The organism is Chryseobacterium sp. JK1, assembly GCF_050632815.1.
GTDB lineage: Bacteria > Bacteroidota > Bacteroidia > Flavobacteriales > Weeksellaceae > Chryseobacterium.
In genome coordinates, this window is record NZ_JBODRU010000001.1 from 225720 (window position 1) to 242202 (window position 16483).

Here is a 16483-nt window from a genome sequence, read left to right on the forward strand (position 1 = left end):
TTATAAAATGTTACAGAATTATCATAAATCAATTTAGATCTATTTAGAAATACATTAAATTTGATAGAATTAATCAAAAGTTATGAAATTAATTGAACTGGCAGAAAAATTGAATGTTTCTGCAGAAGCCATAAAACAGTTTATCCAGGATTTCGATCTTGAATTGGTAGACTGTATCAGCACCAACTTTGATGTAAAGGAGGATTTCGAAAAATTTGCCCGTGAAAATGTAGACTTTTTAAGACTCTATGAAAAAGATCTGGACAAAAATAAAACCCTTGAGCAAATTGCTGAAGTCATCAACCAGCCCAAAGAAAAAGTAGAAAAAGCGATTAAAGATAACAATCTTAATATTTTCGATAACGGCTTTTTCAAATCTTCCATTTCAAGCTACGGAATTGATAACAAACTGGGAGGAAACTATAAATTTGTTTATGATTATTTTGGGCATCAGACCAGCTTACAAAAAAGAGATTTTATAGGATACAGAGATCTGTTCTTTTATACATCGGCTGTATTGGAGCCTTTCTTAAACCCTCAACAAATTAAAGATTGGGGAATCAATAAACCGGCCGGTATTATTCTTTATGGTCCTCCGGGAAGCGGAAAGATCTTCTGGGCTAATAAAATTGCTGAGATCATAGGATATCAGTTTAAAGAAGTTAAAAAACATTATCTGGGAACATCTTTGATTGACGGAAACGAAATCAATTTCAGTGATTTCCTTCTGAATATGATGAAGGAAAATAAAATGTTGCTTTTCCTTGATGATTTTGATGAGATTATGATGCAGAGAAAAGCAGAAAACGATGTGGCTTCCTGCAATCTTGAAGCTCAGGAACTTATTCTTCATTATATAAGCAAATTTGGGAAAGAAGAAGTTTTGATGGTAGGTTCTGCCAATTCTGTTTCAGAGATCGACGAAGAAATTCTGGCTCCCGGAAGATTCGATGTTATGATTCCTATTTTCCCACCGAATGCGTCAGAACGCTCAGAAATCATTTTATATGCTATGACGAGAGGGCTCGAAGAAGATTCTCTCCTTTACAAAATACTCAAGAACAACAAAGCTGATAAAGTTCCGTTCTGGCACGACATCGCTTCAAAGATGAAAGCATTCAGTAACACGATGCTGATCGATTTTACTCAAAGTTTAAAGAAAAGAATTAAAAATCTTTACCAAAGAACCAGAAATGAAAAGCTTAAGATAGATCAGAATCTTTTGAGCGGTGCTTTAAGGGATGCAGGTTCCAAACTTACCGAAGAATATCTGGATCAGGTAGCCCACTTCTTAGCTGATGCCATTATCAATAATTTTGATGATTTTAAATTTAGAATTCAGGCATTAAAGAGCGAACTGGAAACCTATAGAGTTGTTGAAGAACCTCAAAGAGCTATTGGGTTTCAGCATAATGATGAAGGAGATAAAGGGTAAATCGTTCAAAGTTTAGTGTTTTTCAAAAATTACTTAGTATTCATTACTCATGAACAGCATCTGGGAACTGGACACTTTTTACAGAAAAAGGAATATCATCATCATTGGAGCAGGATTTACCGGGCTTTGGTCTGCAGTTGCCATTAAAGAGAAATATCCGGAAAAATCTGTTCTGGTGATCGAGCGAAATTCTATTCCATTAGGAGCTTCAACCAGAAATGCAGGCTTTGCATGCTTTGGAAGTCTTACCGAAGTGATTGCCGATGCTCAGAAAATGGGTTGGGAAAAAACACTGGAGCTTGTTACAATGAGATTTGACGGACTTCAGAAAATTCAGCATTATTTTAGAAATGATGAAATTGATTTTGAACTCAACGGAGGTTATGAAATTGTTAATAATGAAGAACCTTTAGTCCATATTGATACAGTAAATGACAAACTGAAAGCAATAACCGGATTGGATCAAACTTATACTTTGAGACAGAATAAAATACAAGAATTTGGACTTGGGAAATCTGCATTTTTGATTGAAAATCCCTGTGAAGGAAGTCTTCATTCCGGGAAACTGCTGCAAAAATTGCTGGAAAAATGCCAAGAACTGAAAATTGAATTTTTATTCGGAACAGAGATGAATAACATTGATGAAAAAGTAAATGACGTTGAAATTTATGTTTCCGATAATCTTTCGATAAAAGCGGATAAAATTATTTACTGTACCAACGCATTTACATCAAAGTTTCTGGAAAATGAAAATATCATTCCTGCCCGCGGGCAGGTTCTTCTGACAGAACCAATAGATGGATTGAAACTTAAAGGGACATTCCATTATGATGAAGGTTACTATTATTTCAGAAATATAGGAAACAGAATATTACTGGGTGGCGGAAGAAATCAGGATTTTAAAACAGAAGAAACAATCACTTTTGAAACAACAGAATTCCTGCAGAATCATTTGGAAAACTTTTTGAAAGAAGTCATTCTGCCTCATCAAAGCATTAAAATTGCGCTTCGCTGGTCAGGAATTATGGCTATGGGGGATGAGAAAACACCTATTGTAAAACAACTTTCGGAAAGACAGTTTTGTGCTGTAAGACTTTCAGGAATGGGGGTTGCTTTAGCTCCTAAGATTGGTGAAATGATTGCAGAAATGATTTGATAAATGATAATACTATATTGAGATCTTAATCTGAGATTTTACGAATAAACTGAAATAAAACAGGATGAGTAATTATAAATATACAGTATGGTTTTCTATGTTAACTATTCCTCTTGGCTTTCTTGCAATCTTTGTAGGAGGTGGAGGCCACGGGACTTATTTTCCTTTATTAGCTATCTTTCCGTTTAGTTTACTGGGGACTTTTTTTAATGAAGAAGTACCTCTATTTATAGGAATCATACAATTACCTGTTTATGGTTTTTTAATGGATAAATTGGGAACTAAAAAAGCTCTTCCTGTTATTATTGCAATACATGTTATAGGTATGTATACTGTTTTTATGTTGAAAAGAGATTACTTTTCTAGTTAATTATTTTTCCACGAGTTAGAACCTGTGCTCAAATCCTGTAACTCGTAACCCGAACCCCGGAAAACTCAGAACTCAAAACGCTCCACTCCAAAAGAATTCCTTATTTTTGCAAAAAGAGAAAATCGTGATCAACAACGACCAGATAAAAGAAGTTCAATCCAGAATTGAAGACTTACACAGATACCTTCAGATTGACAAAAAGAAGATTGAAATTGCCAATGATGATGAGAAAACCGCTGCTCCTGAATTTTGGGACAATCCTAAAACAGCAGAAGCATTTCTAAAGCAGCTCCGTTCCAAGAAAAAATGGGTGGAAGGCTATGATGAAATTCAGACCCAGTTTGAAGACATGCAGGTTTTGGCTGATTTTGCTAAAGAAGATCCGGATTCCGAAAAAGAGCTGGACGAAACCTTTCCTCAGTTGGTAGAGAAAATTGAAGATCTTGAATTTAAAAATATGCTTTCCAATGAAGGAGACGAGCTTTCCGCCGTTCTTCAGATTACAGCAGGAGCAGGAGGAACAGAAAGTTGCGACTGGGCATCTATGCTGATGAGAATGTATACCATGTGGGCAGATAAACAAGGCTATAAAATCCGTGAACTGAACTTCCAGGAAGGAGAGGTTGCCGGCGTGAAGACGGTTACCCTGGAAATTGAAGGCGAATTTGCTTTTGGATATTTAAGAGGCGAGAATGGAGTACACCGTTTAGTAAGAATTTCCCCTTTTGACAGTAATGCCAAGCGTCATACAAGTTTTGTATCCGTATATGTCTATCCGTTGGTAGATGATACCATTGAGATCAATATCAATCCTGCCGATATCAGTTTCGAAACCATGAGATCTTCCGGAGCAGGAGGGCAGAACGTAAACAAGGTAGAAACTGCTGTACGTCTTCGCCACGCACCAACCGGAATTATCATTGAAAACTCAGAATCCCGTTCTCAGCTTCAGAATAAAGAAAAAGCAATGCAGCTCCTTCGTTCAAGACTATACGAAATGGAATTGGAAGAGCGTATGAAAGCAAGAAACGAGATAGAAGCCAACAAAATGAAGATCGAGTGGGGAAGCCAGATCAGAAACTATGTGATGCACCCTTACAAACTGGTGAAAGATGTACGTTCAGGTCATGAAACTTCAGATGTGGATGCCGTAATGAACGGAAATATCACTCCATTCCTGAAAGCTTTCCTAATGGCCGATGGGACGGCAGTTTCCGATGATGATCTTAACCTGTAAAATATTACATGAATTTTAGTTAAAATCTTATAATTAATTTTTGTTTAAGACATTTTAGAACTACTTTTGTTGTTCATCGATATTTATGGAAGATTTCAATAGCTGGAAGGATTTATTAAACCCTGAGTTTTATATTAAAATGGGAGGGTTTTGGCTTATTTTATTTATTGTTTTTGCTGAAACAGGTCTTTTTGTAGGATTTTTCCTCCCTGGAGATTCATTACTTTTCGTTTCAGGAATTTACGCCGTTGAAATCATCAAAGAGACTTTTGGCTCAACAGGAAGCGATTTTATGGATACCACGCTATTGGCTTCCGGAGTTGCCCTTGCAGCCATTATAGGAAACGAAGTAGGATATTATTTCGGTAGAAAAGCTGGACCTGCCTTATATAAAAGACCGGATTCAATGCTTTTTAAAAAGAAATATCTTTATCAGGCACACGATTTCTTTGAAAAACATGGAGCTTTGGCTATTATTATGGCTAGATTCCTACCGGTGGTGAGAACTTTTACTCCCATTGTTGCCGGAATTGTAAAAATGGATAAAAAAGAGTTTCTGAGAGATAATGTTATCGGAGCTGTATTGTGGTCATTTATTTTGATTTTTGCAGGACATTACCTGGATAAACTGTTCATGGAACAGTTTGGCATCAATCTTAAAGAAAAGCTGGAATACATCATCATTGTTATTGTTTTGGTAACGACACTTCCGGTTATCTTTAAATTTGCTTTCGGAAAAAAAGAGGATTTCTCTAAATATGAAGATAAAGACCTTGAATAAGAGGTACTGCTAGTAATATAAAAAAAGCTGTTTCAACCCTGAGACAGCTTTTTTTTTGCTTTGAATGCTTCATTCTTCTAAGTTGATGAATTTATTTATGTCAACACTATAATTGATAATATTCTTCTTCTGTAAAGGATTATTTTCTTATCCATTCCAAAATGTTGGGATAAATGATACTGTCCCTTTTTCTTTTACTGAAAAACCTTGGTACATGGCCTGTTCTTTTCATAAAGATAAATTTGTGGGGGACATTCATTCGGGTAAGTGCAGAATCCATCGCTAATCCCTGATGCTGATTGACAAGAATATCATTATTTCCCTGAAACAAAAGCGTAGGCACATTGGTAATATTGGCAATGGGACTTGCTTTTTTAAAGGCTTCGGAGATATTTTTACGGTCAAATTTGCTTCCCACCACTTTTTGAAAAGTAGGAGAGGTGTATTTGGAATAAAATGAATGAAGGTATTCCGGGCTGTAAAAATCTGTAGGGCCACTTAGAGAAATGATTTTCCTGATCTGGTAAGGATTTTTATATCCGTAAAGCAAAGCAAGATGTCCACCGGCACTTTCTCCCAGAATAATATAATTGTTGGGTTGAAGTTCTGCTTTTTCCGCTAAAGAATTAAATGTATCAATGGCAGAGCTAATATCTTCCAGTTGCTGTTCGTAGGTTATTTTCTTTTTTTGCGAAACCAGACGATAATTCATATTGATGCTTGGAATTTTATTTTCGAACAGCATCTTTTGAACCTGAATCATATGTTCCTTCCTTCCCATCGTCCATGCTCCACCATGTACAATAAGCACGACCGGGGAATTCTGAGGATAATCTTTAGGGAGAAAGACATCCATTTTCTGTCTTTTATGTTCTCCGTACTGTAAGTTGTAGATCTTTTGCTGCCCTCCAGGACCTACCCAAACTCTGAATTTTGTATTACAGGACTGCAGAAGGAAACCAACGCATCCCATAATGAAAAAATGATACCGGAGAATGAGCTTTTTCATAGATTAAATATACAGAAAAAAGGGCTGTAAAACTAGTGAAAATAGATGATTAATGTGGGTTTTTATTTTGTTTTTTCAGATTGTTGTATCTATTCAGGAATAATATTCGGAGAACATTTATTGTGATCCCAATACAAGTATGATGCTTCATAGTTGGGATCATTCATTTTTTCACTTTTGTAAAGTAGAAGGTACTTTTGAGGAGAATCTACATCAATAGATTTTACTTTTTTTAATATTCTCAGTTCCTTTATATAGCAATTTAGAATACGATCCAGAATATGTGAAATATAAAGGACTATTGTTTTTAGAACCACGGGAATAGTGAACATTATTTAAACTGTCCTATTTTATTTCTTCGGGGCAGTTAAAACTAATTTTATCTTTATATTTTTTTAATGAACTTTCAGATAATCCTTTTTGCAAATCATTGAATCATCCATATATTTTAATGCCTCTGTTGCTGCTGATTTCCGAAATTATTTTTCTGCTGTTTTCATTACAAACTGTGGTAAGAGATTGTAAATAGCATTGAAGATAATCAGGTTCTTTCTGGGCCCAAAATAGCCTAGGAAATAAGGCTGCCAACAAAAGTCTGATTCTCATCGGTTATAATGATTATGGGCTTCCTGGCTTACAAGATTCCATTGGCCATTGTTGTATTCATAAGTGAAAGATTGAAAATCATTGTTCTTTACGAATTCAACGGTTACTCTGTTTTTGCTTTCATATTCAGGGAAAAGTACTCTTATTCTAAGGTTTTCAAATTGTTTGAATTCAGGTTTCTGTGTACTTCCCGGATAATAGTAAATTTCCTGGTCCGAAGAAAACTGGTGAATGCCGGAAGCTTTGGGAAAATTTTCCATAAAACCGTAATATCCATCAGATTCATAATTATCCAGTACTACACGGACTATAGGATATTTTCCAAATCCTACGGTCGGGAAAATGTTTTTTTTCAGTTTGTTACCAATGTATTTAAAAGTTTCCTCATTCCAGAAAAGCTGGTCCAGAAACAGCTGTTTTTCATGCGATAGAGAAGACCTGGAAGCACAATCTTTAATATTGTCATTGATGAAGGTATCTACATGAATACTTACAATGATATTGTTTCCGGTTAAAAACTTCTTAGGAATATTATTAAAGATTATTCTTCTAAGTTGGGCAAACCTTTCCTTTTCTGCATTTTTTTTTGTTTTGAAATCTTCAAAAATTTCATGCTGTTTTTTTAGGTATGCTTCACAGTCATTCTCAGGGCATCCCTTGTTATGCGCTGTACCCGGAAGAGTAGGGCAGGCATCATCTTTGTCCAGGATTCCATCACCATCGGTATCGGGCCATGGGCAGCCATTATTCTCAGGATCTCCTTTTACATTGGGACAGCCATCATTTTTATCAATAACCCCATCATTATCAGCGTCCGGCCAGGGACAACCATCGTTTTCTATAGGTCCGTTTTCTTTCGGGCACTTATCGAGATAAAAAAGGATACCATCTTTGTCTTCGTCAGATAAACATATTTTCTTAGAATACTCTTTTTTTACATTTTTTAAACACTTGTTTATCCTCTGTCTCTTGAGATTGAAACAGTGAAAATGAGAATAATAAGAAGGTGAAATAGGTTTTCAAGGTTTAGTTTCAGTATTTGATTTGAAAGATACAAAATGATTCTAAAATTATTGTTCTAATAAACCGTTTGTAAATAGAATTAAATATTTATTTTTGCTGGACTTAACAAATATTAAAAAAAAATTAAAATATGGCATCAGGCTTTTTTGCAATTTTGGACGATATTGCTGCATTGATGGACGATGTAGCGGTTACGAGTAAAATTGCAACCCAGAAAACGGCGGGTATTTTGGGTGATGATCTGGCAGTAAATGCAGAAAAAGCAACAGGCTTTATTTCTTCCAGAGAACTTCCGGTTTTGTGGGCGATTACCAAAGGTTCATTTATCAATAAGCTTATCATTTTGCCTATTGCATTTCTTCTCAATTGGCTTTATAAACCAGCGATCGAAATTATTCTCGTTCTTGGAGGGCTCTATCTTGCGTTTGAAGGAGTAGAAAAAATCATAGAATTTTTGTTTCACCGCTCCCATAAAGAAGAGACAGCTTCAACTGAAAGTGTGATAGAGGAAAATTCTGAAGTTTCTGAAAAAGCCAAAATCAACTCGGCGATCAGAACAGATTTTATACTTTCTATTGAAATTGTAATTATTGCACTGGGAACTGTTATTCAACAGGAGCACCCGCTGATTACCCAGATTATTACAGTCACTTTTGTTTCGTTTTTGGCTACGGTAGGAGTGTATGGAATTGTTGCCCTGATTGTAAGAATGGATGATGCAGGTTTTTCACTGATTAAAAAAAGCCATGATAAAGGATTCTTTTCTAAACTTGGCCATCTTCTGGTAAAAGCATTGCCGGTGATCATTAAACTTTTAGGAGTGGTGGGAACTATCGCCTTGATTTTGGTATCAGGAGGGATTTTTGCCCATAATATTCACTATCTGCATGAGCTCTTTCCAACTTGGCCGGATATCTTAAAAGAACTTACGTTTGGAATTGTAGGAGGATTGGCTACCGTAGCTGTATTTACTATTGGAAAAGCTATCTATTCTTTGGCCACAAAAAAATAAAACAGAATTAAATTTAAATAACCGAAAATTCTGTATTCGAAAGAGTACAGGATTTTTTTATTAATGGGGAAAACTCTTACTTATAAAATCACACGATAAGCAGTATCATATCAATAAAAAGCGATATTATTTATTCGTTAGCTTAGTAAAAATCAATGAAATTGATTAAACCCTTTGCCTTTCTTACTATGAGAAAGAATAATAATCCTTTGCGTTAAAGAATAGCTTTTCTCCTAAACTTAAAACAAAAAAGAGACCTTAAAGGCCTCTTTAGTATATTAGTTGAATAAGTCTTTCACTTTATCAAAGAATGTTTTTTCTTTGCCGGATGGTTCTGCCACCATTTCTCCGCTGGACATTTGCTTTTCAAAGAAGTCTTTCTGTTCTTTAGTAAGCTTTTGAGGAGTCCATACATTGATGTGGATGAACATATCTCCTTTTCCATAGCTGTCGATGCTAGGAAGTCCTTTTCCTGCCAGTCTTAAGATCTTTCCGGATTGTGTTCCCGGATCAACAGTAATTTTTACCTTTCCGCCTACTGTAGGAATTTCCTTTTTGGTTCCTAATGCTGCTTCTGCAAAAGAAACATAAAGCTCCTGGTGAAGATTATCGCCCTCTCTCTTTATGGTTTGATCCACTTCCTCTTCAATAATAACCAATAGATCACCTGGAGTCCCTCCGAAAGGGGCATCATTTCCTTTTCCTCTTACATTAAGCTGAATTCCGTCTCTTGCTCCTGCAGGGATGTTGATTGTAATTTCTTCCTCATCTTTCACAAGACCTTGTGCATTGGCACCCGCTGGGATTTTATCGGCAACTTTCCCGATTCCCTGACAAGTACCACAAGTCGTTTGTGTCTGCATTTGACCAAACATGGTGTTCATTACTTTTAGCTGAACACCAGAACCGTTACAGGTAGGACAGGTTTTTGAAGTGGCACCTTCTGCCATCTTCATTTTTTTTACTTTGATGGTTTTATGAGTTCCGTTTACCATTTCCTCAAGGTTCAGCTTGATCCTGATTCTCAAATTAGAACCTTTTACCTGCTGACGGCCACCGCCGCCACCGCCAAATCCTCCGAAACCGCCACCGAAAATATCTCCAAACTGACTGAAAATATCCTCCATGTTCATTCCACCACCGAAGCCACCGCCTCCGAAACCTCCGTTTCCGCCCATTCCGGCATGACCGAACTGGTCGTATCTGGCACGTTTCTGATCGTCGCTTAATACCTCATAGGCTTCAGCAGCTTCTTTAAATTTTTCTTCAGCCTCTTTATCTCCCGGATTTTTATCAGGGTGAAATTTGATGGCCATTTTACGGTATGCTTTTTTTATTTCGTCGGCCGATGCAGATTTGCTGATCTCAAGAACCTCGTAATAATCTCTTTTTGACATGACAATTGAATAATTGATTGTTGATAAATGATAAAAGATATTTTAAAGTTAATAAGTGAGATAATCATCTATTATCACTCATCATTTATCATTTATAAATTTTAGTTTCCTGTTACTACTTTTGCAAAACGAATCACTTTATCGCCTAAAGTGTAACCTGTTTCGATAACGTCTACGATTTTTCCTTTTAAATCTTCCGATGGAGCAGGAATTTGGGTAATAGCTTCGTGGAAATCTACATTGAAGCTGTCACCAGCTTTTACTTCCATCGTTTGTAAGCCTTTTTCAGTAAGTTTACTTTTGAATTTCTGATAGATCAGTTCTACACCCTGAAGATCAGCAGGATTTCCGTTTTTAGCGATTTCCTTTAAAGCTCTTTCGAAATCATCCAAAACGCCAAGCATAGAAACCATCATTTCCTGGTTAGCATATTGGAAGAATTCCATCTTCTCCTTGGTAGTTCTTTTTTTATAGTTTTCGAATTCAGCATATAATCTGATGTAACGGTCTTTTTCTTCTGCCAAAAGTTCCTCTGGAGAAGGCGTAGCTGTCACATTGTCCTGAGCCGCTGTTTCGTTCTGAACATTGTTTTCTTCCTGATTATTGATGCTTTCTTCGTTAATATCCTGGTTTTCCATAATTCAATATTTATTTACATGAATGTTTCGCAAAGAACCTGCCAAAGGAAAAAATAAGACATTTAGGCAGAAAAATGATAGGCACTGAAAGTATCGTGAATGGTAGAAAGTGTATCGTTTGATAAAAATAAAAATTGGCTATTGAATAGTCGTCTTAAAGAGTATCCAATAGCCAATTTTGAAACTGTAGTTGTATTTTTTATTGTCCTGTAAACGTTTGATACAATAAATATAAGTTTAGAATAATAATGATAATTGAAATAAGCCAGACGCAGATTTTCATAAAAGGTTTATTGACAAATTCTCCCATTTTGGCCTTGTCATTGGTAAACATCACTAAAGGAACCACAGCAAAACTTAGTTGCATAGATAATATTACCTGGCTTAAAACCAACAATTCGGTTGTTCCCTGTTCTCCATAAAGAATCGCTACAATTAATGCCGGAATAACCGCAATAAGTCTTGTTATTAATCTTCTCAGCCAAGGTTTCAATCTGATATTGAGAAAACCTTCCATTACTATTTGCCCTGCTAACGTACCAGTCAGGGTTGAATTTTGTCCGGAAGCCAATAGTGCGATAGCAAATGCAATACTGGCCATTGAAGCTCCCAGAATAGGCGTCAACATTTTATAAGCATCATGAATATCTGCAACGTGTTCATTTCCTGTAGTATGAAAAGTGGCTGCTGCCAGAATAAGTATGGCTGCATTAATGAAAAATGCGAGCATAAGAGATACTGTACTGTCCAGTGTTGCAAACTTTATCGCTTCTTTTTTTCCTTCCGTATCACGGGTATAATCTCTTGTCTGAACAATACTGCTGTGAAGATAAAGGTTATGCGGCATGACAGTTGCCCCCAAAATCCCGATGGCGATATAAAGCATAGCTGGATTCTGAATGATCTGTTTTTGAGGAATAAGTCCGCTGAATATTTCATTAAGAGCAGGCTGGGAAATTACTATTTCGTATACAAAACAGGCCAGAATGATGAAAATAAGACCTCCTACGATGCTTTCAATCCATCGGAAGCCCTTTGCCTGAAGCAAAAGTATGACGAGAACATCCACCGTTGTAATGACGATACCCCAGGTGAGCGGAATTTGAAATAATAAATTTAAGGCAATGGCAGAACCAATGACCTCGGCGAGATCACAGGCGGCAATGGCTATTTCACAGAATATCCAGAGGATAAAATTGGTAGTAGGGCTGAAGTGATCTCTGCAGGCCTGTGCAAGATCTCTTTCTGCAACTACTCCGAGTTTTACAGATAAGTGCTGTAAAACCATTGCGAAAATATTGGAAATAAGGATTACCGAAAGTAGCGTATATCCAAATTGCGCTCCTCCAGCAATATCTGTTGCCCAGTTTCCGGGGTCCATATATCCCACAGCAATCATTAATCCGGGACCTGCAAAGGCTAGGTATTTTCTCCAAAAACCTGCTTTTTTAGGAACTTTTATAGAAGAATAAACTTCTGGTAATGAGTGCAGTGTTTTATCTTTTCGCCAGGCGTTTTTTATATTGAAATTCATAAATGTTAGAAATGACTAACAAATTTAATTAAATAAATGTAAACACAACAATCATGACATAAAAAAATCCCGGAAATTACGTTCCGGGATCTAATTTTTATTGAGTCTAAAGATTATTTTGCAAATCTTACTGCCATTTTTCTATCAGCAGCTCTTTCTGCATCAGAAGCTTTAGCGTCTACTTTTGCAAACTGACTTCCGTATCCGTCAGCAGCAATTACTTGACTACCTACTCCAGCTTTACCTAGAGTAGCTTTGATGTATTCAGCTCTTGCTTTTGATAATTTTACGTTGTTGGCTTCGTTTCCTGTTTTGTCAGTATAACCTCCGATTTTAACTTTTGCTTCCGGGAAAGCTTTAAGGATAGCTACTAAGTTATCCATCTGTCCTTGTGAACCGGCTTCCAGTTCAGTAGAACTTCCCATTTTAAAGTTAACATGATCGAAATCGTACCATTTATCTTTCAAAGCAGAATCATCAGCTGCATTTTTGTACCCTCCTGATTTCAGGAATGCAATCATCTGATCTTCCATTCCTCCTTTGTAACCTTTTAACATCACTCCGTTAAGATCTATGTTTTCATCGGTTTTGGTTACAGGAGCAACTGTTCCAGATGTTGTGGTTGCCGCTGTATCTGTTTTTGTAGCAGTAGAATCAGACACGGTAGTTGTTGTAGTGGTCTGTTTTTTCTCACACTGCTTCCAAAGGAAATATCCGGCAGCAATTAATAATAAAAGCGGAAGCAACCATTTCCAGATGGAGCCTCCGCCTTGATTGTTATTGTTGTTATTTTCAAATCGCTCTCTTACTTCTCTTGCTCCTTCTGTTACGTTTTCTCTTGCGGTAGCCACTCCTTCTGCAAGGTTGTCTTTAGCCGTAGAGGTTACTGAAGAAACAGTTTCTTTTGCCTGGCCAAACCAATTTTCAGCTCCTAATCCGAAGGATGCCAAAGAAAGACCTGCCGGCAATAAAGAAGAGATAATGCCTTTCTGATCATGCAGTAAGCTGGAAATACCTGAAGCACCCAAATTATTGTCTGCTGCATATTTTCCCAGAGTGCCTACTGTAGCCCCAGTAACCAGGTTTAACAAAGAACCTGCAGAATTATTGCTGATTCCTGAAAAACTGGCAATGGAGTTTACTAATCCGCCTACCTTATCTCCAAAAAGGGATGATAATAAATTGGTAATAATAGGATTGCCAGACGAACCGCCTAATAAATTTCCTAAAATTCCGCTTGATGAGGCTTTCGTAATAGCATCCACAACTCCTGGGTTGTCTGCGTTATTGGCCAATCCACCTACTACTGCAGGTAATAAGCCACCAATTGCTTTAGAAATACCAGATTCGCTTTCTCCAAACTGTGATGCAGCCTGTGAAACCAAAGCGGGACCTAATTGTCCTTTAATTAAATCAATGACATTTAAAGACATAATAAATTTTTTTAGATTAATGTTGAGATAAATTTAAACAAAAATCCTTCCAAATGTCACTTTTTTTTGAATATTTCTTTAAGAATTAACGTTTTTTTTTAAAATCATTAAAATTTTTAATAAGCTTTTGCGAATAACACACGTCTCTTAGAAGGTTTCCCGGAAATCAGAGAAATTCCTTCTTCTACGTCATCATCTAATGGAATACATCTGATGGTTGCTTTGGTTTCGTCTTTAATCTGCTCTTCTTCTTCAGCCGTTCCGTCCCAATGTGCATAGATGAAACCTCCTTTTTCTTCTAAAACTTTTTTGAACTCTTCGTAAGTATCTACTTTCGTGATATTGTTCTTTCTGAATTCAAAAGCTTTATTGTAAATATCCTGTTGGATTGTTTTTAATAATTCTTCGATGTAAGTATCCAATCCTTCAATAGAACGTACTTCTTTGGTCAGATTATCTCTTCTTGCAATTTCTACAGATTTGTTTTCAAGATCTCTTGGTCCCATTGCAATTCTTACAGGAACACCTTTCAATTCATATTCTGCAAACTTCCATCCCGGTTTGTTCTGAGTATCGTTGTCAAATTTCACAGAAATACCTTTAGCTTTCAGTTTGGCCTGAATATCCAAAGCCACTTCGCTGATTTGTTCCAGTTGCTCTTCTCCTTTAAAGATCGGAACAATTACAACCTGGATCGGAGCAAGGGTAGGAGGCAATACCAATCCGAAATCATCGGAATGAGTCATAATTAAAGCCCCCATCAAACGAGTTGAAGTTCCCCACGAAGTTGCCCAGGCATGTTCTATTTTGCCTTCTTTATTGGTGAATTTTACATCAAAAGCTTTTGCAAAGTTTTGACCAAGGAAGTGGGAAGTACCTGCCTGAAGTGCTTTACCATCCTGCATTAACGCTTCAATACAGTATGTTTCATCAGCTCCTGCAAATCTCTCTGATGGAGTTTTCAATCCTTGAACAACAGGCATTGCCATAAAGTTTTCTGCAAAATCAGCATATACTTTGTTCATTTTTTCCGCTTCTTCTACCGCTTCATCTTTGGTAGCGTGAGCGGTATGCCCTTCCTGCCATAAGAATTCTGCCGTTCTAAGGAATAAACGGGTTCTCATTTCCCAACGTACAACATTCGCCCATTGGTTAATAAGTATCGGTAGATCTCTGTAAGACTGAATCCAGTTTTTATAAGTGCTCCAGATAATTGCTTCCGATGTAGGACGTACGATAAGCTCTTCTTCCAGTTTTGCATCCGGATCTACAATCAGTTTTGATGGATTGTTGGGATCTGTTTTTAATCTGTAGTGAGTAACAACGGCACATTCTTTTGCAAAACCTTCTGCATTTTTTTCCTCAGCCTCAAACAAGCTCTTGGGCACAAAAAGCGGGAAATATGCGTTAACGTGACCTGTTTCTTTGAATTTTCTATCCATTTCATCACGCATTTTCTCCCAGATTGCATAGCCATATGGTTTGATTACCATACATCCACGCACACCTGAATTTTCAGCTAAGTCAGCTTTTACAACAAGCTCATTATACCATTTGCTGTAATCTTCGCTTCTTGAGGTTAATTTTGCCATTACTTTTTAAAATTTTTTTAACTTTTGTACATTATTGTTATCTAAAAATAAAAATCTATTTTTGATAGATTTTTTTACCAGTATTTTGGTACATTTTTGGTACAGATTGCAAATATAATTTAAATTAAAAATTTTTACGTTATCATGAAAAGAAATATACATAAAAATTTGCTCGGTCTGCTAAGATCCAAAGGGATATTGGCAGTATCTGGCGGATTATTGCTTGTGTCTTGTGGTGCTCAGATGGGAGGGTATAGCGAGACAGATGGGGTTTATTACGACCCTAACAAGGATACGCTACCTGAAGGAGTTATCATTAATGATAGCGGAAACAGAGTAGGAGAATACTATGACTATTATCAGGATTCGAATTTGATTCAAAATGCAGAAGCGAATTCCAGAGAACAGCAAAACAGATATAGTGACTGGAGCGGAACCAACACAAATTGGAGTTCCAATGCTACCGATTCCGATTGGGGGATGTATGCAGGTTCACAAACCAACTACTACGACAACTCATGGGGATGGGGATCTCCGTATGGCTGGGGTGGTTGGTACGGAGGCTATAACCCTTATTGGGGATGGAACCGCGGCTGGGGCTGGGGTGCAAGTCTTTCATGGGGTTGGGGCGGATCATTCGGCTGGGGCTGGGGAGGCTCTTTCGGATGGGGAAGCCCATACTGGGGTGGAGGATACTATGATCCATTCTGGGGTGGTGGCTACTATGGAAACCCATATTGGGGCTACGGTGGTGGCTACTGGGGTAGTGGTTACTACAACAGACCTATCTACAGAAGAAGTGGTGCTACAGGAAGAGGATTTGTTAATCCGGGTGTAGCTAATGCAGTTTACAGAACCAATACCACTAATTCGGGATTCAGAAATACAACTAGTGGAGGATTCAGAAACTCTACCAATGGCGGTTTCAGAGATGGTAATGCCAACGGAGGATTCAGACAGGGAAATTCTGGTGGATTCAGACAAGATGGCAATTCTGGTGGATTCAGAAACGGTAATTCCGGAGGATTCAGAAATACCCAATCTGGTAATGGCGGATTCCGTAATTCGACTCCACAGCCAAGACCAGAGTATCAGCAATCTCAACCAAGATATAATAATGGAGGTTTCAGATCTAATGATTCTGGAGGATTCAGATCCAGTGGAGGCTTTAATTCTGGCGGCGGAGGCTTCAGAGGAGGTTCCGGTGGTGGAGGTGGTGGCTTCAGATCCGGCGGAGGCGGAAGAGGTGGCTTCAGATAA

At 37.3% G+C, this 16483-nt stretch carries 14 protein-coding genes and 1 pseudogene; 7 read left to right on the forward strand and 8 right to left on the reverse strand.

Translation table 11 applies throughout. The features are described from left to right. The first annotated feature begins 82 nt into the window (after window positions 1–82). From ACQ76T_RS01125 to ACQ76T_RS01145, 5 genes are all read left to right on the forward strand, one after another. Entirely contained in the window at window positions 83–1435 is a 1353-nt protein-coding gene (locus tag ACQ76T_RS01125) for an AAA family ATPase (protein WP_431341515.1), read from the forward strand. Between the two features lie 49 nt (window positions 1436–1484). Continuing rightward, window positions 1485–2591, forward strand: coding sequence for an NAD(P)/FAD-dependent oxidoreductase (locus ACQ76T_RS01130; RefSeq protein ID WP_431341516.1), 1107 nt, complete (start codon window positions 1485–1487; stop codon window positions 2589–2591). A 64-nt stretch (window positions 2592–2655) separates the two neighbouring features. After that, complete coding sequence (locus ACQ76T_RS01135) at window positions 2656–2961, forward strand: hypothetical protein (protein ID WP_431341517.1); 306 nt, start codon at window positions 2656–2658, stop codon at window positions 2959–2961. Between the two features lie 124 nt (window positions 2962–3085). Beyond that, window positions 3086–4198, forward strand: a complete 1113-nt coding sequence (gene prfB / locus ACQ76T_RS01140) for a peptide chain release factor 2 (protein WP_431341518.1) — start codon at window positions 3086–3088, stop codon at window positions 4196–4198. Window positions 4199–4283: 85 nt separating this feature from the next. Next, a complete protein-coding gene (locus ACQ76T_RS01145) occupies window positions 4284–4979 on the forward strand; it encodes a DedA family protein (protein WP_431341519.1) in 696 nt (231 codons plus the stop codon). A 139-nt stretch (window positions 4980–5118) separates the two neighbouring features. Here ACQ76T_RS01145 and ACQ76T_RS01150 read toward each other — a convergent pair whose 3' ends face one another. From ACQ76T_RS01150 to ACQ76T_RS01160, 3 genes and pseudogenes are all read right to left on the reverse strand, one after another. Next, on the reverse strand, window positions 5119–5988 hold the full coding sequence (locus ACQ76T_RS01150) for an alpha/beta hydrolase (RefSeq protein WP_431341520.1): 870 nt from the start codon (window positions 5986–5988) through the stop codon (window positions 5119–5121). A gap of 602 nt (window positions 5989–6590) precedes the next feature. Beyond that, on the reverse strand, window positions 6591–6854 hold the full coding sequence (locus ACQ76T_RS01155; protein WP_431341521.1) for a hypothetical protein: 264 nt from the start codon (window positions 6852–6854) through the stop codon (window positions 6591–6593). A 378-nt stretch (window positions 6855–7232) separates the two neighbouring features. Further along, a pseudogene (locus tag ACQ76T_RS01160) lies at window positions 7233–7496 on the reverse strand (thrombospondin type 3 repeat-containing protein); the annotation flags it as partial. 251 nt (window positions 7497–7747) lie between these two features. Here ACQ76T_RS01160 and ACQ76T_RS01165 point away from each other — a divergent pair. Beyond that, a complete protein-coding gene (locus ACQ76T_RS01165) occupies window positions 7748–8629 on the forward strand; it encodes a DUF808 domain-containing protein (protein ID WP_431341522.1) in 882 nt (293 codons plus the stop codon). Window positions 8630–8907: 278 nt separating this feature from the next. On the opposite strand, the gene dnaJ is transcribed toward ACQ76T_RS01165, so the two are convergent. From dnaJ to proS, 5 genes are all read right to left on the reverse strand, one after another. Further along, window positions 8908–10026, reverse strand: a complete 1119-nt coding sequence (gene dnaJ, locus ACQ76T_RS01170) for a molecular chaperone DnaJ (RefSeq protein WP_065393720.1) — start codon at window positions 10024–10026, stop codon at window positions 8908–8910. Window positions 10027–10127: 101 nt separating this feature from the next. Continuing rightward, a complete protein-coding gene (locus tag ACQ76T_RS01175; protein WP_422691437.1) occupies window positions 10128–10664 on the reverse strand; it encodes a nucleotide exchange factor GrpE in 537 nt (178 codons plus the stop codon). A 199-nt stretch (window positions 10665–10863) separates the two neighbouring features. Beyond that, the gene (locus ACQ76T_RS01180) at window positions 10864–12198 is read right to left on the reverse strand and encodes an Nramp family divalent metal transporter (RefSeq protein WP_431341523.1); all 1335 of its coding nucleotides are present in this window, start codon (window positions 12196–12198) and stop codon (window positions 10864–10866) included. 113 nt (window positions 12199–12311) lie between these two features. Next, window positions 12312–13631, reverse strand: coding sequence for a DUF937 domain-containing protein (locus ACQ76T_RS01185; protein WP_431341524.1), 1320 nt, complete (start codon window positions 13629–13631; stop codon window positions 12312–12314). 116 nt (window positions 13632–13747) lie between these two features. Further along, entirely contained in the window at window positions 13748–15223 is a 1476-nt protein-coding gene (gene proS / locus ACQ76T_RS01190) for a proline--tRNA ligase (RefSeq protein ID WP_431341525.1), read from the reverse strand. Between the two features lie 144 nt (window positions 15224–15367). Between proS and ACQ76T_RS01195 the strand changes: the two genes are divergently transcribed. Beyond that, window positions 15368–16483 (forward strand): prolyl-tRNA synthetase, encoded by a 1116-nt coding sequence (locus ACQ76T_RS01195; RefSeq protein ID WP_431341526.1) that lies wholly within the window; start codon window positions 15368–15370, stop codon window positions 16481–16483.